Annotated in this window: 22 protein-coding genes; 15 read left to right on the top strand and 7 right to left on the bottom strand. The window is 57.4% G+C overall.

Translation table 11 applies throughout. The features are described 5' to 3' along the window. Nucleotides 1–24: 24 nt before the first annotated feature. Genes ACR0B3_RS16420 through ACR0B3_RS16390 form a run of 7 tightly spaced genes read left to right on the top strand, consistent with a single transcriptional unit; the run spans nucleotide 25 to nucleotide 8,203 of the window. Nucleotides 25–990: an ABC transporter permease gene (locus ACR0B3_RS16420; protein ID WP_480810018.1), complete on the top strand. Its 966-nt coding sequence runs from the start codon at nucleotides 25–27 to the stop codon at nucleotides 988–990. 10 nt (nucleotides 991–1,000) lie between these two features. Then, complete coding sequence (locus tag ACR0B3_RS16415) at nucleotides 1,001–2,509, top strand: sugar ABC transporter ATP-binding protein (RefSeq protein ID WP_480810017.1); 1,509 nt, start codon at nucleotides 1,001–1,003, stop codon at nucleotides 2,507–2,509. 10 nt (nucleotides 2,510–2,519) lie between these two features. After that, nucleotides 2,520–3,461: an ABC transporter permease gene (locus ACR0B3_RS16410; protein ID WP_480810016.1), complete on the top strand. Its 942-nt coding sequence runs from the start codon at nucleotides 2,520–2,522 to the stop codon at nucleotides 3,459–3,461. Then, nucleotides 3,458–4,489 carry a zinc-dependent alcohol dehydrogenase gene (locus tag ACR0B3_RS16405; protein WP_480810015.1) on the top strand — a complete coding sequence of 344 codons (1,032 nt, stop codon included), beginning with the start codon at nucleotides 3,458–3,460 and terminating at the stop codon, nucleotides 4,487–4,489. The genes ACR0B3_RS16410 and ACR0B3_RS16405 overlap by 4 nt, the downstream gene beginning before the upstream one ends. Nucleotides 4,490–4,515: 26 nt before the next feature. Next, nucleotides 4,516–5,073, top strand: a complete 558-nt coding sequence (locus ACR0B3_RS16400; RefSeq protein WP_480810014.1) for a hypothetical protein — start codon at nucleotides 4,516–4,518, stop codon at nucleotides 5,071–5,073. Nucleotides 5,074–5,102: 29 nt separating this feature from the next. Next, complete coding sequence (locus tag ACR0B3_RS16395; protein ID WP_480810013.1) at nucleotides 5,103–6,605, top strand: aldehyde dehydrogenase family protein; 1,503 nt, start codon at nucleotides 5,103–5,105, stop codon at nucleotides 6,603–6,605. Continuing rightward, a complete protein-coding gene (locus tag ACR0B3_RS16390; RefSeq protein WP_480810012.1) occupies nucleotides 6,605–8,203 on the top strand; it encodes a GMC family oxidoreductase in 1,599 nt (532 codons plus the stop codon). The genes ACR0B3_RS16395 and ACR0B3_RS16390 overlap by 1 nt, the downstream gene beginning before the upstream one ends. A 75-nt stretch (nucleotides 8,204–8,278) precedes the next feature. Here ACR0B3_RS16390 and ACR0B3_RS16385 read toward each other — a convergent pair whose 3' ends face one another. Beyond that, the gene (locus ACR0B3_RS16385; RefSeq protein WP_480810011.1) at nucleotides 8,279–9,097 is read right to left on the bottom strand and encodes an aldo/keto reductase; all 819 of its coding nucleotides are present in this window, start codon (nucleotides 9,095–9,097) and stop codon (nucleotides 8,279–8,281) included. Between the two features lie 144 nt (nucleotides 9,098–9,241). Between ACR0B3_RS16385 and ACR0B3_RS16380 the strand changes: the two genes are divergently transcribed. From ACR0B3_RS16380 to ACR0B3_RS16365, 4 genes are read left to right on the top strand one after another with little or no spacing between them, the layout of a single operon-like run. Then, entirely contained in the window at nucleotides 9,242–10,822 is a 1,581-nt protein-coding gene (locus ACR0B3_RS16380; RefSeq protein ID WP_480810010.1) for an acyl CoA:acetate/3-ketoacid CoA transferase, read from the top strand. Beyond that, nucleotides 10,822–11,589 carry an enoyl-CoA hydratase/isomerase family protein gene (locus tag ACR0B3_RS16375; RefSeq protein ID WP_480810009.1) on the top strand — a complete coding sequence of 256 codons (768 nt, stop codon included), beginning with the start codon at nucleotides 10,822–10,824 and terminating at the stop codon, nucleotides 11,587–11,589. Before ACR0B3_RS16380 ends, ACR0B3_RS16375 begins: the two co-directional genes overlap by 1 nt. Before the next feature lie 22 nt (nucleotides 11,590–11,611). Further along, nucleotides 11,612–11,923 (top strand): Dabb family protein, encoded by a 312-nt coding sequence (locus tag ACR0B3_RS16370; RefSeq protein WP_480810008.1) that lies wholly within the window; start codon nucleotides 11,612–11,614, stop codon nucleotides 11,921–11,923. Beyond that, complete coding sequence (locus tag ACR0B3_RS16365; protein ID WP_480810007.1) at nucleotides 11,920–13,179, top strand: glycerate kinase type-2 family protein; 1,260 nt, start codon at nucleotides 11,920–11,922, stop codon at nucleotides 13,177–13,179. The genes ACR0B3_RS16370 and ACR0B3_RS16365 overlap by 4 nt, the downstream gene beginning before the upstream one ends. A 143-nt stretch (nucleotides 13,180–13,322) precedes the next feature. Here ACR0B3_RS16365 and ACR0B3_RS16360 read toward each other — a convergent pair whose 3' ends face one another. Genes ACR0B3_RS16360 through ACR0B3_RS16335 form a run of 6 tightly spaced genes read right to left on the bottom strand, consistent with a single transcriptional unit; the run spans nucleotide 13,323 to nucleotide 18,982 of the window. Further along, on the bottom strand, nucleotides 13,323–14,252 hold the full coding sequence (locus ACR0B3_RS16360) for an electron transfer flavoprotein subunit alpha/FixB family protein (protein WP_480810006.1): 930 nt from the start codon (nucleotides 14,250–14,252) through the stop codon (nucleotides 13,323–13,325). After that, nucleotides 14,252–15,010 (bottom strand): electron transfer flavoprotein subunit beta/FixA family protein, encoded by a 759-nt coding sequence (locus tag ACR0B3_RS16355; protein WP_480810005.1) that lies wholly within the window; start codon nucleotides 15,008–15,010, stop codon nucleotides 14,252–14,254. The genes ACR0B3_RS16360 and ACR0B3_RS16355 overlap by 1 nt, the downstream gene beginning before the upstream one ends. A gap of 34 nt (nucleotides 15,011–15,044) precedes the next feature. Continuing rightward, on the bottom strand, nucleotides 15,045–15,905 hold the full coding sequence (locus ACR0B3_RS16350; protein WP_480810004.1) for a sugar phosphate isomerase/epimerase family protein: 861 nt from the start codon (nucleotides 15,903–15,905) through the stop codon (nucleotides 15,045–15,047). Between the two features lie 4 nt (nucleotides 15,906–15,909). Next, complete coding sequence (locus ACR0B3_RS16345) at nucleotides 15,910–17,058, bottom strand: dihydrodipicolinate synthase family protein (protein WP_480810003.1); 1,149 nt, start codon at nucleotides 17,056–17,058, stop codon at nucleotides 15,910–15,912. Between the two features lie 11 nt (nucleotides 17,059–17,069). Continuing rightward, complete coding sequence (locus ACR0B3_RS16340; RefSeq protein ID WP_480810002.1) at nucleotides 17,070–17,840, bottom strand: 3-ketoacyl-ACP reductase; 771 nt, start codon at nucleotides 17,838–17,840, stop codon at nucleotides 17,070–17,072. Beyond that, nucleotides 17,837–18,982, bottom strand: coding sequence for an acyl-CoA dehydrogenase family protein (locus tag ACR0B3_RS16335; protein ID WP_480810001.1), 1,146 nt, complete (start codon nucleotides 18,980–18,982; stop codon nucleotides 17,837–17,839). Before ACR0B3_RS16335 ends, ACR0B3_RS16340 begins: the two co-directional genes overlap by 4 nt. A 179-nt stretch (nucleotides 18,983–19,161) precedes the next feature. Between ACR0B3_RS16335 and ACR0B3_RS16330 the strand changes: the two genes are divergently transcribed. From ACR0B3_RS16330 to ACR0B3_RS16315, 4 genes are all read left to right on the top strand, one after another. Then, nucleotides 19,162–20,178: an aldo/keto reductase gene (locus ACR0B3_RS16330; RefSeq protein WP_480810000.1), complete on the top strand. Its 1,017-nt coding sequence runs from the start codon at nucleotides 19,162–19,164 to the stop codon at nucleotides 20,176–20,178. A gap of 4 nt (nucleotides 20,179–20,182) precedes the next feature. Continuing rightward, nucleotides 20,183–20,629, top strand: coding sequence for a MaoC family dehydratase (locus tag ACR0B3_RS16325; RefSeq protein ID WP_480809999.1), 447 nt, complete (start codon nucleotides 20,183–20,185; stop codon nucleotides 20,627–20,629). A gap of 52 nt (nucleotides 20,630–20,681) precedes the next feature. Beyond that, nucleotides 20,682–21,110, top strand: coding sequence for a GlcG/HbpS family heme-binding protein (locus tag ACR0B3_RS16320; protein ID WP_480809998.1), 429 nt, complete (start codon nucleotides 20,682–20,684; stop codon nucleotides 21,108–21,110). Between the two features lie 116 nt (nucleotides 21,111–21,226). Then, nucleotides 21,227–21,907, top strand: coding sequence for an IS6 family transposase (locus tag ACR0B3_RS16315; protein ID WP_480809997.1), 681 nt, complete (start codon nucleotides 21,227–21,229; stop codon nucleotides 21,905–21,907). Nucleotides 21,908–22,584 lie beyond the last annotated feature (677 nt).

The raw sequence follows: 22,584 nt of genomic DNA, 5'->3' as shown, positions 1-22,584 counted from the left end.
AATTCACTCATTGGGAGGAAGCACGTGAGCAATGTGCTGACACGGGATGTTCTGATCAAATGGGCACCCTTGATTGTCCTTTTGATCCTTGTCCTGTTTTTCACCGTAATGGAGCCGCGTTTCTTTTCGCTGCGCAATTTTGCACGGATCGGGATTTCGTCCGCGCCCGCACTGATGGTTGCCATTGGCGTGACCTTCATCATCATCATGGGATCAATTGACCTGTCGATGGAGGGTACAGTTTCTGTCTGTGCCGTCGTCTTTGCATTCGCATTTCTCGCGCTTGGGGGCACGTTGGCGTCCTGGGCTTGGTTGGCTCTGCCGCTGGCTTTGCTGGTGGGGGCGGCCATTGGGCTGGTGAACGGACTGGTTCATGTGCTGTTGAAAATCCCCTCTTTCATGGCCTCGCTTGCTATGGGCTTTGTCGGTACCGGTTTCGCCCTTCTGCTGACCGGAGGCGACCGCGTGCGCGTCGAGGATGAGTTGTTTCGCTCGCTTCTAACCGAGCGCTGGTTCGGCTTTCCGATCATGTGTTACGTCGCGCTGGCATTCCTGCTGATCGCCTGGTTTATCCAGTCACGCACCACGCTGGGGCGCAACTTCTATGCTGTTGGCGGTGGTGAGGAATTGGCCCATGCCTCCGGTCTGAACGTAAATCGGGTTCGAATAATGGGCTTTGCACTGGCAGGCGTATTTTATGCAGTTGGTGCGCTGCTGGCGGTCGGGCGGATCGGGATAGCGGAAACGGCTACCGGGTCGAATTTCATGTTTGTTTCAATCACCTCGGTTGTGGTGGGTGGTACGGCACTTTGGGGCGGTATCGGCGGCGTCTGGAATACGCTGATCGGCGTCCTCATCGTGAACGTCATCAACAACGGCATGGTTGTGATCGGGCTGCCCGGCTACGTGCAGGACGGTGTTCTGGGCGTGTTGGTCATCGCGGCGGTGGTCCTGTCGACCGACCGCAAATCCGTAACCTTCGTGAAATAGGGGCGGGCTGATGTACGAACTGATCAACGTAGACAAGAAATTCCCCGGCGTTCACGCGCTGAAATCTGTAAATTTCCAGATCGGCCGCGGTGAGATCGTTGGGCTCGTCGGTGAAAACGGCGCTGGCAAATCCACCTTGATGAAGGTCATCTACGGTGCCTATCAGCCCGATGGGGGCGACATCACCATCGATGGCACCAAGGTCCGTTTTCAGAACCCGCGTCAGGCGATGGATCACGGTATTGGCATGGTGTTTCAGGAACAGTCCCTTATCACCAACCTCACCGTGATGGAAAACATCTTTTTGGGCTTTGAGCAGCAATTCGTCAGCTTTGGCGTGATTGACTGGAAAGCCATGGCTGCGGCGGCGCGCAAGCAGCTGGCCAAGGTCAAGCTGGATATCGATCCTGCAACCACGACCTCGAAACTGTCCTTTGCACAGCGCCAACTGGTCGAGCTGGCCAAAGTACTGACACTGGAAGAGCGGATCGATGGCGATCTGGTCATCTTGCTGGACGAGCCGACCTCGGTTCTCGCCAAGGAAGAGGTCGAGCTGTTGTTCAGCCTCGTGCGCGAGCTGACGACCCGCGCCTCGTTCATCTTTGTCAGTCACCGCATGGATGAGGTTCTGGACTTGTCCGACCGCATCTATGTGATGAAAGATGGTGAGGTTGTTGACGTTGTCGCCCACGAGGATGCCAACGTCGATGCGATCCAGCACAAGATGGTCGGACGGGATGTCGACAAGGAGTATTACCGAGAGCAAAAGCAAAAGCCCTATCAGGCTGACGCCAACCCGCTGGTTTCGTTCGATGATGTGTCACTTAACGGAAAATACACGAATATCTCGTTCGATCTGCGACCGGGCGAAGTGTTGTGCCTTGTAGGGACCGAAGGATCAGGTCGTGAGGCCATCCTGCGCACGATTTTCGGGCTCGAGACGCCATCCTCCGGTGCCGTTGCGCTCAAGGGGAGCGCTATTGGCAGGTTCAACGCACGTGTCAGCGTGACGTCGGGCGTGGGCTACATCCCACGCGAGCGAAAGGTCGAAGGCATCGTGGCGGGCATGAATGTCTATGAGAACATGACGCTCTGCCAGATGGGGAATTACGCCAATTCCGGTGTGTTGCGGATTGGCGAGGAAAAGTCGCTGGCGCGCCAGTGGATAGACCGGCTCGCGATCAAGACACCGGATGTCTACAAGGATTGCGGCGGGCTGTCCGGGGGCAACCAGCAAAAGGTTGTTCTGGCCAAATGGCGATCTGCCGGGTCCGACATCATCCTGCTGGACCATCCAACCCGCGGTTTGGATATCGGTGCCAAAGAGGACGTCTATGACATGGTGCGCGAGATGTCGGATGACGGCGTCGGCATCATTCTGGTCGCGGATACCCTCGAGGAAGCCATCGGCCTCAGCCACACGATCATCGTTCTTAAGGACGGTGTCGCGCAAAAACGTTTTGATTGCAGCCCTGGGGACAAACCGTCGCTGTATGACCTTGTCCACCACATGATCTGAGGCCCGCACCATGAGTTTTGAACGTATCAAACCCCATCTGCCCTGGATCACCCTGCTGGTGTTGGTGCTGGTTGTCGGAGCCGCAGACTCCAACTTTTTGCGCCCGGCCAATCTGATCTCGATGATGGCGGATATCGTACCGCTTTTCATCATGGCCCTGGGTATGACCTTTGCGATCTATATTGGCGGTATCGACCTGTCTGCGCAGTCCATCGCAAACATGACCACCGTTGTCGCCACAATTACCCTGCCAGTTTTTGGTATTGGCGCGGCGCTGGTTTGCATTCTGTCGGGCGTGGTGCTGGGCAGTATCTCGGGATATGTGACAACACGGCTTTATGTTCCGTCATTTATCTCGACCCTGGCGGTTGGCGGCGTCGCGTTCTCGGCTGCGCAATACCTGTCGGGTCAACGCGCCCTATTCATGGACGCAACCCTGCGGGATTCAACCTTCGGCTGGATGACCGGCACGGTCGCCGGGTTGCCGAGCGAACTGATCATTGCTGCAATTCTGGTTCTGGCCGCATGGTTCCTGCAATCGCGAACAACCTTCGGACGGGCGCTCAAGGCCGTTGGCGCGGGGGAACCTGCGGCGGTGGCCTCGGGTCTGAACGTCAACCGCATCAAGATCATCGCCTTCGCGCTGTCTGGCGGCTTGGCGGCAATCGCGGGTTTGCTGTTCTCGGTAAAGCTATCCGGTGGCTCGCCCACCTTGGCCAACGGGTTCCTGCTGCCTGCAATCGTTGCAGTGCTGGTCGGAGGCACGCCGCTGACCGGAGGTGTGGGTGGCGTGATCAACACGTTGATCGGCACGCTGATCGTGGCGGTGATCCGATCCTCGATGCTGTATTTCGAGGTGGACGCAACGCAGCAGCAGATGGTCTTCGGCCTGATCCTGATCGCCGCGATTGCCCTGACCATCGACCGATCTAAACTGAAAGTCGTAAAATGACCGAGACGATGAAAGCCGCTGTTCTGGTCAAGCCTGGCCAATTTGAGGTGCAGGAGGTTTCCCGCCCCGAACCCGACCGGGACGAGGTGTTGGTGCGCATTTCATGCGTCGGGGTCTGCGGTACGGATATCCATATTTTCAACGGCCATTACGCCAAAGAAAACCTGCCGATGATCCCCGGCCACGAGTTCACCGGCACAGTGGCCGCCTTGGGCGACGGCGTTGCCGGTCTGTCGGTCGGGGATCCGGTAGTCGTGGATATGAATATCGGCTGCGGCAAATGCTATTGGTGCCGCCGCAACGAAGTTCTGAACTGTCCTGAGATGCGACAAATGGGGATCACCATGGACGGGGCCTTTGCAGAATACATTTCGGTGCCTGCCCGACTGGTCATTCCGGCCCCTTGGGATGTGCCTGCAGAGGTACTGGCGCTGACCGAGCCCTTGGCCTGTGTGGTACGATGCGCGCGCAAGGCGCAGATCACCTTTGGTCAGTCCGTGGTCGTGCTGGGGGCCGGGCCGATTGGCAACCTGCATGTGCAATTGCTGCGCACAATCGGGGCGGCTCCGATTGTCGTGGCAGACCTGTCGGAAGACCGTGTTCAAATGGCACTGGAGGCCGGGGCCGATTTTGGCGTCACGAATATGGACGAACTGGAAGAGGTGGTTCTCCGCCACACAGATGGGCGCGGTGCGGATGTGGTGATCGAAAGCGTTGGCCTTCCTGCACTGTATGAGAAAGCATCGCGGCTGATACGCAAGGGCGGACACATCGCTGCTTTTGGCCTGACCGGGGCCGGTGAAACCTTGCCCGTGGATATCTTGCAGACCATTCTTCAGGAGAACTCGATCAAAGGGTCCGTGGCCGGAATGGGGCAGGACATGCATGATGCGCTGGTTTTGCTGACACATGGGCGTATCAAGACCGAACCTTTCACCAATGCCGCTTTCACATTGAGCAACATTCAAATCGCGTTTGAGACACTGCCCCTCAGGCCAGGGGATCTGAAAACTCAGATCGTAATCTAGCGCGTTGGAACTGGGAGGAGCCCACAATGTCCGTCGAAGCCTACACATCGAAACCCGAAGGCATGATTCCGAACAGCCGCTTTCCTTTGCTGATCCATCGCGGAGCGATCCCCGGTGGTGGGGGTGAGGCCGTCAAAGCGCGCTTTCGGGCGAATGGATGGGGCAACAATTGGGAATACCCAGGCGTTTACGAATACCCGCATTTCCACTCCACAACGCATGAGTGCCTGGGATGCGCCCAAGGCTGGATGGAGTTTAACTTGTCGGTAGAAGGCTGGACCAAGGTGCGGATCGAAGCGGGTGATGTAATCGTTATGCCGGCAGGCGTCAGCCATGAGATGATCGGTCATTCCGACGACATAATAATGTGTGGTGGCTACGCAGGTGGCCGCGATTGGGACAACATTCAAGAGGCGTATCTGACGCCCGAGATGTTTCAGGCCGCCGCTAAGCGCATCATGATGCTGCCGATACCAGACAAAGACCCCGCCACTGGCGACACCCTGCATCAATGGCATGACGCGCCATCTTCGGTGGATGGCGGATGGAATGACTTTCGTGACGGCCTGGATGCCTCTGCCTAGCGCCGCGCACAATCAATGGAGCCCCTGTAATGGACCAACATAGCCAGATACTGACGCCCCCTTCTGAGCCCCGTGAGTTTGGATTTTTCATGGACGGGAAATGGATCGCAGCCGAGGGCCGGGACATATTCGAGCGTTCCTCACCCGGCCACGGTGTCCCGGTCACCCGAATTACTCGGTGTACCGAAGAGGACCTGAATGCCGTTGTCGCATCCGCCCGCACTGCATTTGATGACCGTCGTTGGTGCGGCCTGTCAGGTGCCGACCGGACCGCGGTCCTGTTGAAAACGGCAGAACTGATCCGCGCTCGCGCTGATGAAATTGCCTATTGGGAAACGCTGGAAAACGGAAAACCTATCGCGCAGGCGCGGGCCGAGGTTCAGGGCTGTGTCGGGATGTTCGAGCTCGCCTCAGGCCTCGCGCGGTCACTGCATGGAGAGAGTTTCAACAACAGCGGCGACGGTGCGATTGGCATCGTCACGCGCGAACCTGTTGGTGTAGTCGGCCTGATCACCCCATGGAATTTCCCTTTTCTTATCCTGTGCGAACGGGTGCCCTATATTCTGGCGTCGGGCTGTACGATTGTGGCCAAACCCTCGGAAGTCACCAGTGCCACGACGCTACTGCTGGCCGAGATTTTGACCGAGGCGGGCCTGCCTGACGGTGTTTTCAACGTGGTCACCGGGTCGGGGAGCGTGATCGGCCAGAAGCTGGCCGAACATATGGATGTGGATATGCTGTCCTTCACCGGCTCCACAGCCGTTGGCCGGTCGGTTGTCGCGGCTGCCGGGCAAAGCAACTTCAAGAAGCTGGGGCTGGAACTGGGTGGTAAGAACCCTCAGATCGTGTTTGCCGATGCCGATCTTGAGGATGCCGCGGATGGCGTTGCCTTTGGGATTGCCTTCAATACGGGCCAATGCTGCGTATCGGGCGCGCGCCTGCTAGTCGAACGCTCGGTCGCGGACACGTTTTCTCAGATGGTTGCCGAGAAGCTGCGCAAGGTGCGTGTCGGTGACCCATTGGATGAGCGCACGCAGGCAGGGGCAATCACAACGGATGCGCAGAACCGCACGATCCTGTCCTATATCGCCAAAGGTCAGGAAGAGGGCGCAACGCTTCTGACCGGCGGCACCACGCCGGAAATTGCAGGCGGGCAGTATATCGATCCGGTCGTCTTTACCGATGTGACCATGGACATGGCCGTCGCGAAGGAAGAGATTTTTGGGCCGGTTCTCTGCGTGATCCCGTTTGACACGCTCGACGATGCAATCGCGATTGCAAATGACACGGAATATGGGCTGGCCGCCAGCGTATGGACCAAGAATATCGATAAGGCCTTGACCATTTCGCGCCGTGTTCAGGCGGGTCGGTTCTGGGTCAACACCACTTTGGCCGGTGGCCCGGAACTTCCAATCGGCGGATTCAAAGCGTCAGGTTGGGGTCGCGAGGCAGGGATGCACGGGGTCGAGGAATACACGCAGGTCAAGTCGATCCATGTCGAGATTGGCAAGCGGCCGCATTGGGTGGAGTGATGGCTGAAAACGGATATGACTATGTGATCGTTGGCGGCGGGTCGGCTGGGTGCGTTCTGGCAAACCGGCTGACTGAGGATGCCAACACCAAGGTGCTGTTGCTGGAAGCAGGTGGGAAGGACAGTCACCCGCTGATCCATATGCCTGTGGGCTTTGCCAAGATGACCGACGGCCCCCACACCTGGGGCTTTGACACAGTACCTCAGACCCATGCCAACAACCGGGAAATCCCCTATGCGCAGGGCCGGGTTCTGGGCGGCGGCAGTTCGATCAACGCCGAGGTGTTCACGCGCGGCAATCCAGTCGACTACGACCGCTGGGCCAACGAAGAAGGCTGCGAGGGATGGTCATTCGAAGAGATCAAACAGTACTTCATCCGTTCTGAGCGCAACGCGATCCTGTCCGGCGACTGGCACGGCACGTCCGGCCCGTTGGGCGTGTCCAACCTGCAGCCCCAAGAAATGACGCGTGCCTTTGTAAGGTCTTGTCAGGAGGCTGGCCTTCCCTACAACCCCGATTTCAACGGCCCGGTGCAGGAAGGGGCAGGGGTTTATCAGACAACCACATGGAATGCGAAGCGCTGCTCGGCGGCGGTTGGCTACTTGAAACCTGCCTTGTCGCGGCCCAACCTGACGGTTGAAACCGGATGTCAGGTGCATCGCGTTGTCATCGCCGGTGGCCGGGCTACGGGGGTCGCGTACGAAACGGGCGGTCAGGTTAAGAATGTCTCGGCGGATTTGGAAGTGCTTGTGACCTCGGGTGCCATCGGAACGCCGAAGCTGATGATGCTGTCAGGTGTCGGTCCGGCGGCGCATCTGCGCGAGCACGGGATTGAGGTTCAGCATGATTTGCCTGGCGTTGGCGAGAATCTGACCGATCACTTTGGTATCGATATCGTGGCTGAGTTGAACGGGCATCAAAGTCTGGACAAATACAACAAACCACATTGGGCCGTTTGGGCCGGGATGCAGTACTATCTGTTCGGGTCAGGCCCGGTTGCCTCGAACGTCGTGGAAGGCGGGGCGTTCTGGTATGGCGATCCCGAAGCACCAGTGCCGGACCTTCAGTTCCACTTCCTTGCCGGGGCCGGGGCCGAGGCCGGCGTGCCCAGCGTTCCGAAGGGCAGTTCCGGTATCACGCTGAACTCCTACACTCTGCGCCCCAAGGCGCGGGGCAATGTCCGGCTACGGTCTAATAAGGTCGAGGATATGCCGCTGGTCGACCCGAATTTCCTGGGGCACCCTGATGACCTGAAAACCTCGGTCGAAGGCGTAAAGCATAGTGTCGAGATTTTCAGCCAGCCCAGCCTGCAGAAATATGTGCGTCAGATCCGGTTCCCGGATTCCAGCGTGAAAACCCAAGCGGATTTCGAGGCTTATGCGCGCCAGTATGGCCGGACATCCTATCACCCGACATGCACTTGCAAAATGGGCGTGGATGAGATGTCTGTTGTCGATCCGCAAATGCGGGTTCACGGCATAGATGGTCTGCGGATCTGCGACAGCTCTGCGATGCCCAGCCTGATCGGATCAAACACAAACGCGCCGACAATCATGATGGCCGAGAAAGCGTCGGACATGATCCGGGGTAATCGCTGAGCCAATCCATGGACCGTCTCTCCTGAACACTCTCCAAACTGGCGGTGCCGGACCCCGGCACCGCCCTTTTTTCGGTCAGTCCCATTTTGGTGCCCACGGCACCAGGTCCTCTCCCACAATCCGAAACCCGGTTTGGGTCATTGCGTCGATCCGGTCCATATCGACGCTGGACAAGGCAAAATCCATTACGTCGAAATTGGCCTGAATATTCGTGCGTTTGGTGGACATTGTGTTGATCGAGACACCTTTCTGAAGAATCCAGCGAAGCACGATCTGTCCTGCCGTTTTGCCATATCCGGCTCCAATCTCTTCGAAGATCGTGTGTTTGAACACTTCACCCCGGGCGACCGAGCAATATGAGGACAGCGGAATCCCTGTCTCGGTCGCGGCGGCTAACAGAATGTCCTGATTCAGAAGGGGGTGAAATTCGACCTGATTGGTGACCAGCGGTGTGTCAATGATCTTGACCGCGTCGCGCATCATCTGCGCAGTGTAGTTTGAGACGCCGATATTCTTGGTCAGCCCTTTGGCCTGTGCCTGTTCCAGCAGTTTCAGAGAGGGCTCGATGTCTTCTCCAATCGGCGGCCAATGCAGCAACAGCACATCGACATAATCCAGTTTCAGCTTCTTCAGGCTTTCTTCGACTGATGGCAGGAACGCCGCTTCCGAAAAATTGTCCGGGTGCACTTTGGTTGTCACGCAGATGTCATCGCGTTTCAGCCCAAGCTGTGCTAGCGCCTCTCCGGTTTCTTGTTCGTTTTCATACATTTGGGCGGTATCGAACGAGCGATAGCCAACCTCGGCTGCGATTTCCATGGCATTACGCAAGTCGTTTCCGGTCAGGGGAAACGTGCCGAATGTCCGATGGTTTGTACCTTGAAAGTAGATGTTCATTTGCATCCTCCCGGGGATTAAGGCTGTAAGTAACTTAATGGTTACTTTTTTCCGGGTCAATTCCGTCTTGGTCAAAAAGCAGGTTGATTTCGTCACGATCGCACGGCATAAAATTATAACCAGTTAGTTACTAAGGAGGCGCAGATGGCCAGACATATGACAGCCCGCGAAGCTGCCGATCTGATACCGGATGGTGCAACCCTTGCCGTAAACTCTTCAAGCGGTCTTTGCTGCCCGGACGCTGTGCTGAAGGGCATCGGTGAACGTTTCGCCGAGGATGGCGCGCCCCGCAACCTGACCACGATTCACCCTATCGCCGCGGGTGACATGTTCGGCACCAAGGGCGTCGACCATATCGCCCGGCCTGGGCTGCTGACACGGATAATTGGCGGGTCCTACCCGTCGGGGCCCAGCAACGCGGAGCCGCCGATGATATGGCAAATGATCACCGCGGAACAAGTTCGCGCCTACAACGTTCCCTCAGGCATTATTTTTGACATGCTGCGCGAAGCCGCGGCTAAACGGCCGGGTGTTTTGACCAAGGTCGGCATGGACACCTTTGTCGACCCGGATATCGAGGGTTGCGCGATGAATGCCTCGGCCCGATCCGAACCCATCGTCAAACGCATGGCGTTCGAAGGGGAAGACTGGCTTTACTTCAAATCGATGTCCCCTGACGTTGCCATCATTCGTGCGACGACTGCTGACGAAAAAGGCAACCTGAGTTTTGAACAAGAAGGGGCCTATCTTGGCGCGATGGAGATGGCGCTTGCAGCGCGCAACAATGGCGGTCTGGTGATCGCGCAGGCGAAAAGAACCGCCGCCTCAGGCAGCATTCGCCCGCATGATGTGCACGTGCCCGGCATACTGGTGGATGTGGTGGTTGAAGCCACTGATCAGCTGCAAACAACAGCTACAGAATATGACCCGGCTATATCGGGTGAGTTAACGCGACCAATCGAAAGTTTCCGGACTGCCGAGTTCAATGTGGGCAAAGTCATCGCCCGCCGGGTCGCCAAAGAGCTCAAAGACGGTTGGGCCGTGAATATCGGGTTTGGTATCTCGGCCAATGTTCCGCGCATTTTGGTCGAAGAGGGGCTGCACGGCTCCGTCACCTGGATGATCGAGCAGGGTGCGGTCGGCGGCGTGCCCCTGTTGGATTTCAAATTCGGTTGCTCCGCCAATGCCGAGGCTTTTGTCCCGTCGCCGCATCAGTTCTGCTATTTTCAGGCGGGGGGATTTGATGCCTCGCTGCTGTCCTTCCTTGAGGTTGACAAGTTCGGTTCTGTCAACGTTTCAAGGCTCTCTGCGATCCCGCACAGAACGGCCGGGTGTGGTGGATTCGTAGACATCACGACGCGCGCGCGCAAAATCGTATTCTCGGGCAATTTCAACGCGGGCGCCAAGATGGCGATTGAGGACGGTAAGCTGACAATCCTGAAAGAAGGCAAAGTCGCGAAGTTTGTCGATGAGGTTGATCAGATTTCATTCTCAGGCAAACGCGCTTTGGCCAAGGGGCAGGAGGTCAGCTATGTGACCGAGCGCTGCGTGATCGAACTGACCGAGCAGGGTCTTATGGTGACCGAGATCGCTCCGGGGCTGGACCTGCAGCGCGACGTACTGGATCAGGCCGCAACCCCGTTGTTGGTTTCGGATAATCTGACGACCATGGATGCGGCGTTGTTCGATCCCTCTCTGATGAAACTGGAACTTTCGGCGGCATAATGGGCCATTTTCTGCTCGATATCAGGGATGGCGTTGCGACGTTGACGCTGAACCGGCCCGAGCGATTGAATGCGCTGACCGAAGCGATGATGGACGATCTGATGGCGCTGTGCCGTCGGATCGAACGCGCCGAGGACGCGCATGTTGTGATCCTGACGGGTGCAGGTAAGGCCTTTTGCGCCGGGGGCGATATCGATGCCTGGTCCGAATACGGACCAGACGGTTTCGGGCGTCATTGGCTGCGCGATGGTCATCAGGCTTTGGATGCACTGGCGCGCTTGCGTCAACCGGTGATAGCTGCGCTTAACGGACATGTGCTAGGCGGCGGGTTGGAATTGGCCGCTTGTGCTGACTATCGCATCGCCGAGGCGCATATCCGGATTGGACAACCTGAACCCGCTCTGGGCATCATCCCCGGATGGTCTGGAACCCAACGCGTCACGCGCCGCTTTGGAGCGCAATTGGTGCGGCGCATGGCGATCTTTGGTCAGGATTTTCCGGCAGCGGATGCTTTGACCGTGGGTTTGGTCGATCAAGTTGTTGAAAAAGGTCAGAGTGTGGCCGCGGCAAGGGAACTGGCGGCAAATATGCGGCGTCGCGGCCCGGTCGCGACTGAGCTTGTGAAAATGCTGATCAACGCCGCCGAGGGTGAGGAAGGTGAGCGTATTTTCGACACGCTGGCCGGTCGCGTCGCTGCCGCGCAGCCCGAACTGCAGACCGGTTTGGCCGCGTTCAAAGACCGCAAGAAAGCCGATTTCTGGAAATAGCCCAGCTACAAGGAAGCATCCCATGATACGACATCTTGTCCACCTTCGTTTCAAGGCCGAAACTACCGAGGCCGAAAAGCAGGCTCTTTATGATGATCTGGCCGGGTTACAGGATATCATCGACGGGCTGACGAACTTTCAGCACCGCAAGAATATCTCAATAGAAACGCCGCTCGTGCGGGATTTCAACGATATGTTCTGGTTCGATTTCCGCGATACCGCGGTGCGGGACGCATATCTTGAGGACGCAACCCATCAGGAAATCGGCGGTCGGATCGTCGAAAAACTGGAAGGCGGAGCGGACGGCGTTTTTGTGTGCGATATCCAACTGTGAATTCAGAACAGGCTTTTCTGGCCTCACTGTTTCAAGCTGCGGTGGCGGCGGCGAACCCACTTGAAGCGCTCAAACCGTACCTGCCCGAACCGCCAATAGGGCGTTTGGTCGTTGTGGGTGCCGGGAAAGGGGCCGCACAGCTCGCGCAAGCATTCGAGACCCTGTGGCAAGGGCCGTTGTTCGGCGTGGTGGTCACCCGCTATGGCTATGGCACGAAGTGTGATCGGATAGAGGTTTTGGAAGCTTCCCATCCGGTGCCAGACTGTGCCGGGCTTGCGGCCAGCGACGCGTTGATTCAGGCGGTTTCAGGCCTGGGGGCGGACGATCTGGTTGTCGCATTGGTCTGTGGGGGTGGCTCTGCCTTGCTTCCCTGCCCGCCAGGGGGGTTTGGGCTTGAGGATGAACAAGCGCTCAATCAAGCCTTACTGGCTTCTGGGGCACCGATTTCGGTCATGAACGCCATTCGTAAACACGCCAGCGGAATAAAAGGTGGGCGATTGGCCGCGCTGGCGCATCCCGCGCGTGTGCTGTCTTTGGTTGTTTCGGATGTCCCGGGCGATGACCCAGCCCAGGTCGCCTCAGGTCCGACGGTGCCGGATGCAGTTTCACATTTTGATGCGCTTGACCTTATCCGGGATCATCAGATCGTGCTGCCCGAGACCATCATGACGCATTTGAAAAATGAAGAAGCGTCAGCACCGAAACCTGATGAACCTTGTTTTTCTGGCAATGAGGTCCTCGTGATTGCTTCAGCAGGGTTGTCGTTGGAGGCTGCGGCGCGAGCAGCAGAGGCACAGGGCGTTCCTGCAATTATTCTGTCTGATGCCATAGAAGGTGAAGCGCGCGACGTAGGGCAGGTGCATGCTGCGATTGCACGCGAGGTTGCTGTCAAGGATCGCCCGTTTCAGAAGCCGATTGTCATTCTCTCGGGGGGCGAAACAACAGTGACGTTGCGCGGCAATGGCAAAGGTGGGCGCAATAGTGAGTTCCTTCTGTCACTGGCGCTGCATCTCGACGGTGTGGAAGGGATAACTGGATTGGCGGCGGATACTGACGGGATTGATGGTTCTGAAGATAACGCAGGGGCATTTGCTGACGCGACCTCTTGCGCGCGAATGCGCGCTGTCGGACGCAACCCCACCACCGATCTTGCAAATAACGACGCGTTTAGCGCCTTTGAGGCTATTGATGACTTGTTCTCACCGGGTCCAACTGGAACCAACGTCAACGATTTTCGCGCGATATTGGTGCGTTAGAACCCTGTGAGCACGCTAGTATCAGGCGGGCGGAGTCTTCCCTTAGGCGAGAATATTTGAAGGTCGTTCCGTGCATTGGTGACTGGCGGCCCGCCAATTGGCGGGCCTTCCCAGATTTTTCGACGAAAAATCTTAGCCTTTGATCAGCCGAGCTTTTCGGTAAGTTCCGGCACCGCCTGAAATAGGTCGGCAACCAGACCGAAGTCGGCAACCTGAAAGATCGGCGCTTCCTCGTCTTTGTTGATCGCAACGATGACCTTGGAGTCCTTCATGCCCGCCAGGTGCTGGATCGCGCCCGAGATACCAACAGCGACATACAGGTCAGGGGCAACAACCTTACCGGTCTGACCCACCTGCCAATCGTTCGGGGCATAGCCCGAGTCCACAGCCGCACGCGACGCACCAACGGCGGCGCCCAGCTTGTCGGCCAGGGTTTCGATCAGTTTGAAGTCCTCTTCCGAGCCGACACCACGGCCGCCCGAGACAACAACACCAGCCGAGGTCAGTTCCGGACGGTCGCTTTCAGCAACCTTGTCTTCGACCCAGGATGACAGACCTTCGGAACCAGGAACCGATATGGTTTCAACCGGGGCCGAACCGCCTTCGCCTGCCGCGTCAAAGCTGGCGGTCCGCAAGGTGACAACCTTCTTGGCGTCGGAGGATTTCACGGTCTGGATCGCGTTGCCTGCATAGATCGGACGCTCGAAGGTCGAGCCGTCCACCACGCCGGATGCATCCGAGATCACCATCGCGTCCAACAGAGCGGCCACGCGCGGCATAACGTTCTTCGCGTCAGTGGTTGCCGGGGCAACGATGTGCTCATAGCCGTCGGCCAGAGACACGATCAGCGCCGCGGTGGATTCCGCCAGGCGGTGACCCAGCGAGGCATCCTCGGCGACCAGCACCTTCGACACACCGTCGATCTTGGCAGCGGCCTCACCAGCAGCAGCGGCAGACCCGCCCGCGGCCAGAACGGTCACATCGCCCAGAGCCTTTGCGGCGTTGACAGCCTTGGCGGTGGCGTCCAGCGACAGCTCACCATTGTTGACTTCAGCCAGCAGAAGAACAGCCATTACACAGCCCCCGCTTCTTTGAGTTTCTCGACCAGCTCGTCGACCGAGCCTACGACGATACCATCGGCACGTGCCGGCGGCTCTTCGGTTTTGACCACTTCCAGTCGCGGGGTGACGTCGACGCCGTAGTCTGCGGCGGTTTTCTCATCCAGCGGCTTTTTCTTCGCCTTCATGATGTTCGGCAGCGACGCATAGCGCGGCTCGTTCAGGCGCAGGTCAACGGTCACGATGGTTGGCATCTTGACGCTGATGGTCTGCAGGCCGCCATCCACCTCACGGGTGATCTTGGCGCTGTCGCCTTCGATATCCAGCTCGGAGGCAAAGGTGCCTTGGCTCCAGCCCAGCAGGGCCGACAGCATCTGGCCGGTGGCGTTCATGTCGTTGTCGATCGCCTGCTTGCCCGCCAGAACGATGCCCGGCTGCTCTTCTTCGACCACTTTGGCCAGGATTTTGGCAACGGCCAGAGGCTCGATATCCGTGTGGACTTCATCGGCGGCCACAACCAGGATCGCGCGGTCCGCACCCATGGCCAGCGCTGTCCGCAGTGTTTCCTGCGCCTGCTTCACGCCGATCGAAACAGCAACAACTTCGTCAGCCTTGCCTGCTTCTTTCAGGCGGATCGCCTCTTCCACGGCGATCTCGTCGAACGGGTTCATCGACATCTTTACATTGGCGAGATCAACACCGCTGCCATCCGCCTTAACACGGACCTTAACGTTGTAGTCAATCACGCGCTTGACAGGCACAAGTACCTTCATTTTGCGCTTTCTCCTATTCTTTGAATTCAGTTGGTCAGCAGACGGTTTTGAAACGCTCGACGATGACGTCGAGAACCTCATCAGGTTCCCGTTTCCACCAGTTTTGGGCCGAGAAAATCTCGACCTCACAAAGGCCATTATATCCGGCGTTTTCGACGGCCGCGCGGAGTGTCCGCAAATCCGCGACGCCATCACCCATCATACCCCGGTCAAGCAGAACATCTGTTGTATCGGCTAGCCAATCGCACAGGTGATAGCCAAGGATGCGACCGTTGCCCCGAGTGGCCAGAGTGTCGACCAGCGTGGTGTCCCACCAGACATGGTAGACGTCGATCGCGACGCCCACGTTTTCAGCGCCAACCGCATCACAGACGTTCAGCGCGTCTGCCGCAGTCATCAAACAGGTGCGGTTTCCTGCCGTTGCGGGATTCAGAGGCTCCAGCGCCAGCTTGACGCCACGCGCGGCAGCATATGGGGCTGCGCGGGCGACGCGGTCTGACAGGATCTTCTGACTCTCCAACACGCCTTTTGTGCCGGGCTCGGGGCCGCCGGTTACGATGGTCAGAACCGTGGTTTCCAAAGCGGCGGCCTCGTCGATAGACAGGTGGAAATCATCCATGATCTGCAGGTCCGAGGGCAGCGCCAGTGGGCCGGTCAGGAAGGGCGTTCGGCAAAGTCCGACAACCTGCATCCCGGCGGCGCGCACACGTTGACCGATTTCGGCGGCGCGCCCGTCGAGTTCGCGCCGCCAGAAGGTGATCCCGCCATAGCCCCGATCTGCACAGGCATCTATAATACACTCTGGTGACCAGCCCGCCCCGTGACCATCCAGATTGTGGCCCAGAGTCGCCGTGTTCAGCGCAAGGGCCGAGTGGTCTTGTGAAAAGTCGCGCATGGGCTCAGACCCCGTAGAGTTTCAGCATGTACCCCATTCGCGCGATGGCCATGTCAGGGTCGCGTAACAGGCCGCAGTCATCCGCCATTTTGAAACAGTCGATGAAATACGGCAGGGACCGGGTCGCCTGTGCGCCGTTCAGCATGATGAAATGGTCCTGAAACCCGTTCAGCCAGGCCAGAAATACAACGCCGGTTTTGTAGTACTGCGTCGGTGCGCGGAAGATGTGTCGCGCCAGCGGTACGGTCGGGTCCAGTGTCGCGCGGAACGCGGTTGCATCGCCTTCGCTGAGCTTGCTGACAGCATAGGCCGCCGCAGGCGCGAGCGGGTCAAAAATGCCCAAAAGCGCGTGGGAAAACCCTACGTCGTCGCCCTCGATCAGTTCGGGATAGTTGAAATCATCACCGGTATACATGCGGACGCCTTCGGGCAGGCGGCGGCGCATGATGATCTCTTTTTCCGCGTCCAGTAGCGAGATCTTGATGCCATCGACCTTGTCTGCATTGTTTTCAATGATGATCAGCGCTGTCTCCATCGCCGCATCAAAATTGTCTGCACCCCAATACCCGGCGAGTTGCGGATCGAACATCTCACCCAGCCAGTGCAGGATGACAGGTTCATCGCAAGCCGCCAGCACGTCGTTGTAGACCGAAATATAGTCGTCCGGTCCTGTCGCGACGCTGGCCAAAGCGCGTGAGGCCATCAGGATCAGCTTACCCCCAAGTTTTTGGATTGCCTCGACCTGATCAAGATAGGCGCGACGCACATCGTCCAGACTGCGCGCGTCAGCGGGGTCCAGATGATCGGTGCCGCAGCCATTGGCAACCAGCGCGTCAGGCAGTTCTTCCTTGGTGCGGCGGATCAGTTCCAGCGCACCGTTCCAGTCCAGACCCATGCCGCGCTGCGCTGTGTCCATCGATTCGGCAATGCCCATGCCCATCCCGGCCAGATAGTGGCGGAACTCCATCGTTTTTTCCCAATCCACATGAGCCGGACCGGTCGGGTCATGATCGCCGAACGGGTCCGCCACCACATGCGCGGCGGAATACAGAACGCGTGCTGAGTTTGGGGTCAGTTTCGACGGGGCGACCGGGGTGCCCACCAGAGAATAATCATGCAGCACGCCAGAGGTGTTGGGAAGCTGGATTTTCATGCCTGTGAACCTCAGAAACGGGGAACAAGCATTCCGCCATCGACGGAAATGACTTGCCCGGTAGTATAGGGGATGTGGTTGGTCGCAAGCGACGCGATCACCGTGCCCAGCTCTTCGGGCTGGCCGACACGCGGGAACAGGCACAAGCCTTCTTCTGCGCGCTTTTGGTAAGTGTCGATAACGGCCTTGGTCATCTCGGTCGCAATCAAGCCGGGCTGGACGTCAAACACCGGGATACCTTCTGGCCCCAGCCGGGCGGCAAACGCTTTGGAGATCATCGCAGCGGCTGCTTTTGACGCGCAATATTCGGTGCGGGGCACGGCGACGGCGGACGCATTGGATGAGGTCACGTTCACAATCGAATAGTGCAGATTTGGATCGCGCTCTTGCGACAACCAGCGTTTGACGACGGATTGCGTCAAAAAGAACATGGCTTTGGCATTGACGTTCAAACAGCGATCATAGCTTTCCTCGGTCACATCCAACGGGTCGCCGCGGCTGATTACTCCGACACCGGCATTATTGATCAAAGTTGTGATAGGACCCAAAGCGGATTCGATCCGGTCCAGCAAGTTACCATGATCGCTGATCCTTGTAACGTCGAGTGGCGATTTGAAAGCTTTTACGCCGAGCTCTTCGATCGTACGGGCCGCATTGGCCAATTCTTCATTGTCGGCTTCCGCGTTCAACGCGACATTGAAACCGGCTTTCGCCAGTTCAACAGCTGCGGCCAGCCCGATGCCGCGGCTGGACCCGGTGACAAGTGCGACTTGGGCACTCATGCCTGTGCTCCTTTCGACAGAAGCTCTCGCGCAATGATCGTGCGCTGAATTTGGTTGGTGCCTTCGTAAATCTGGGTGATCTTGGCATCGCGGTAAAGCCGTTCAACTTCGAAGCCGCGGATGTATCCGGACCCGCCAAAGACCTGCACTGCGTCTGACGACCGCTGAACCGCCATATCCCCGGCAAAGCACTTGGCCATCGAGCATGCCTTGGTTGCATCCTGTCCTGTGTCGATTTTGTGCGCTGCGGAATGGACCAGCAGGCGTGCAGCTTCGACATCCTTCGCAATATCGGCCAGCAGCCACTGCACACCCTGAAAATCAGAGATTGGTTTGTTGAACTGCTTGCGCTGCTGCGCATAGTCAGTGGCGGATTCAAGCCCTGCTTGCCCGATACCAACGGCCAACGCGGCGATGCCGACACGGCCCTTATCCAGAACGCTCATCATCATGTGAAAGCCGCGCCCCTCGGCGCCCAGCAGGGCATCGGCTGGCAGGCGCACATCATCAAAGGACAACGGACCAACCTGACTGGCGCGTTGACCCATCTTGATTTCCTTGGGCCCGCGCGTGACACCATCCGCGTGCAGATCGACCATGAAGATCGACATGCCCCGATGACCTGCTTCGGGGTCGGTGCGGGCCAACACAAAGCCGACATCCGCGACCGGAGCGTTGTGAATCCAGATCTTTCCGCCGTTCAGCACCCAGCCGTCACCATCACGGACCGCTGTGGTCCGAATGCCCGATACGTCGGTGCCCGCTTCGGGTTCGGTGATGCAATAGGCCGGCCGGATCTTCGCGGCCAGCAAATCCCGCAGCCATTTCTGTTGCTGCTCAGGCGTGCCGTGGCGCACCAGCAACGAGCTGACAAGCTCCAGCAGCCCGCATTGATCCGCGATTGAGGCATAGCCGCGCGACAATTCTTCCATCACCAACGCATAGGTTACGTTATCAAATCCGGCGCCGCCCAGTTCCTCGGGGACACCGATTCCAAACAGGCCAAGTTCGGCCATTTGATCGTAGATCTCTGCCGGAAAGCGTGAATCACGATCCAACTCTTCGGCTGCGGGCCGGATAACGTCCTGCGCAAACTGACGAGTCATATCGCGAACCTGAAGATGAGTTTCAGTCAGAAACATGGCGGCATCCCATAATGTAACCAGATGGTTACTAATATGCGGCAACGCCCTGCCACGTCAAGTGGGTTGATTGGGGCGCGCATTTCCGATAAATAACCAAACAGTTACTTATTGGATGTGCAAAATTTGGTGGCCGGGCCTGTCCGGGGTCAACACCGATTTGCGTTAGGGAGGCTTGCATGAATCCACATACAAAGAACAAGTTTGGCCGCGTTGATCTTGAGGTTACTGCCTTTGGCTTTGGCACCGCGCCAATCGGCAACATCTTTCGCGAGATTGATGAGCGAACGTCTGACGCGATGATTCAGAACGCCTGGGATGCGGGTGTCCGGTATTTCGACACCGCGCCAATGTATGGTCACGGGCTGTCTGAAATGCGCACCGGGCATAGCCTGCGTTGGAAGAACCGCGACGAATTCGTTCTTTCCTCGAAGGTTGGGCGTATTCTGAAACCCGCCCGTCGTCAGGACATCAACTTCGAGCCCTGGACCAACGCCGCGCCGTTTACCATGCATTTTGACTACAGCTATGATGGCATCATGCGGTCGTTCGAGGACAGCCTTCATCGTTTGGCGCTGGAGCGGATGGATATCTGCTTCATCCACGATATTGACGTCTTCACCCGTGGGAACGAGCAGCCCGAAGTCTTCAAACAAGCGATGGATGGGGCCTGGAAAGCGCTGGAAAGCCTGCGGGATCAGGGCGTCGTCAAAGCCATCGGTGTCGGCGTCAACGAATGGGAAGTTTGCCACGCCGCATTGGAGCAGCGCGACTTTGACTGTTTCCTGCTGGCGGGTCGCTACACGCTTCTGGAACAGGACGCGTTGGACAAGTTCCTGCCCCTTTGCGAAGAACGTGGGGCGGCAGTCGTTGTCGGTGGTGGCTTCAACTCGGGCATTCTGGCGACCGGCGCCAAAGAAGGTGCCAAGTACAACTACGCTCCGGCACCGGCCGACATTATGGACAAGGTCCGCAAGATCGAGGCCGTCTGCGCCGAATACAACGTGCCGCTACCCGCCGCGGCATTGCAGTTCGTTGTGGCCCATCCGGCGGTTCCGACCTTTATGGCCGGCACGCGGACAGTCGAGCAGTTGCAACAGAACCTGAATTGGTTCAGCCACGAGATACCAACCGCGTTCTGGGCAGACCTGAAAGCCAAGGGCCTGCTGCGCGAAGATGCACCTGTCCCGGAATAGCGAAATGGCCCTCGCGACGGGAACATATTCTTATGACGACTTGCAGATTGGGGACGTGATCGAAACCGGGTCTGCCGAAGTCTCGGCAGATCTGATTTCGCAATTCGCCGCACTAAGCGGTGACCGATATGTTCTGCATCTGGATGATGAGGCCGCACGGCAACGCGGGTTCAAAGGCCGGGTCGCTCACGGACTTCTGGTTCTTTCGGTCGTCGATGGGCTGAAATTCAAATCCGACGCACGGCTGGATGGTCTGGCCTCGCTAGGCTGGGACTGGCAGTTTGAAGCTCCTGTTTTTTCAGGCGATACGATCCGCGCCAAGATACGGGTGGTGGCAAAAACTCTGACCAGCTCTGGCCAGCGCGGCGTCGTGACGTTTCAGTTCGAAGTCTTCAATCAGAACGATCAGCGCGTGCAGCACGGCACCAACAAACTTATCTTTGATCTCTGACACCTGGGCCGAAGCGCCGTGCCTGGCAGAGACGTAGATTTACGAGGAAAGAATGCCTGCAACAGTCACCAGAAGTTTTATTTCACAGTCAGCAGCAAACACCGCAGTTCAGGCCGCTTTGTCCTATGCCTCGCAGAGAGGTTGGAACATTGCGGCCTTTGTCGTTGATCCAAGTGGTCACATGCTCGCCGCCGGTCGGTTGGATAGTACACCAGCGGCCGTTTCCGATTTCGCCTACGACAAAGCGCGCACGGCCGTTCTTGGCAAACCGACGCGCGATTTCGCGGCCCGAATGCTGTCTGCCCCTGAACTTAAAATGGGCCTCGTAAATCGCCCGAACCTCTGCGCATGGGAAGGCGGATTTCCGATCCTGTTTGAGGAAGAACTGATCGGGGCTATAGGAGTATCAGGCGCCGCTGGGTCAGAAGATACGGAATGTGCAAAGGCCGGAGTTGAGGCTATTGGACTGACTCTGTCGTGAAGGGTTCTGACGGAAATTCCTTTGGAGGAGAGGATCTGTTGCAAACTTTTTGCCATTGACGCTCAAGAACGCAGAGAGTGAATAGCGACCGGTGAAATTCAGCCGAAAGCCAGCTCATGATCTCCTTTAAAGGCGCGCAATATCCCAAGGATGTGATCCTCTTTGCTGTGTTCTTCTACCTTCGATACGGCGTGTCGTACCGTGACCTTGAAGAAATCATGTCCGAGCGTGGAGTTTCGGTTGACCACATCACGCTGAACCGTTGGGTGACAAAATACGCTAGTGCAATTGCCGATGTTGCGTGTCGTCGAAAGAGACCGTGCGACCGCTCCTGGAGAATGGACGAGACTTACATTAAGGTGAAAGGTAGCTGGGTTTATCTCTATCGTGCCGTAGACAAGCACGGCAAGACGCTTGATTTCATGCTTTCAGGACGTCGGAACAAACCCGCAGCCACCAAATTCTTCGCCCGAATGCTGGAGGTCAACGGCCTTCCGAGAAAGATTGTCATCGACAAAAGCGGAGCGAACACCGCTGGCCTCAAAGCCGTCAACAAGATGCTGAAAGGTTTTGGTTGCCCGGTCCCAATTGAAATGATCAGGCGGAAATACTTGAACAACATCGTGGAACAGGACCATCGTTTCATCAAAAGACGAACTCGCCCGATGCTGGGGTTCAAGGCCTTCGCTTCAGCGGCGGCTACACTGGACGGGATCGAAGTGGCACACATGATCCGCAAAAGTCAGCTCACGCCCGGAATCTGTCCGTTTCGTCAGTTTGCGGAACTGGCGGCATGAGCCGCGGGTTCGGTGTCAACTCTTCGGTCAGTAAGAAACTTTGCAACAGATCCGTAAATCCGACCCTCCTTGAGAACGACGCAAACGATGTGCTATCGTCTGCCTGCGTTCAATGAGCACGCTCTGCGATCGTGTAACCTTGCTTTTGTTCATAGATTTTCGTTCTCTGACTCACAGGAACACAAGTAGAAAATTCTAGCGCCAAACACGATAGTTTTCGAACGGCAGGTCATATGAACCAAGGGCCGGAATGTTCATTGGGCGTGGTATGCTTCTTTCAGTTCAAACATAGCTCCGACGCGCTTTGTTCTACAGAGTTTGCCATGTGAATTCCTCGCTCACGACGCTTTCTCGTTGCCTGTGGCAGTGGAATATTAGCAAACGATATTGAACCATTGCGTGAATGAATGTGAGCGCTTTCTTTCCCATCGAATCATAGCCGAGATAACGGCATGAAAAGTAAAGAGAACCCCGACAATACTTCTGCGTCGAAAATAACTTTCCGTACAGCTAAATTCATTGTGACTGCGATTGCTGCTCACCGCTGATCGGATCAAAAGATATTTAATAGAACGCGCAATTAGAACGGTTGCCAATTCAGTCTTTCTAAGTGCGACAGACGTTCGGCTGTGCTGATACCGACCAGTGTCGCCCGGCAAACTCGGATTAATATGTCG

Source organism: Ruegeria sp. CE9, from assembly GCF_056537425.1.
This window is presented reverse-complemented; position numbering and strand designations above follow the sequence as displayed.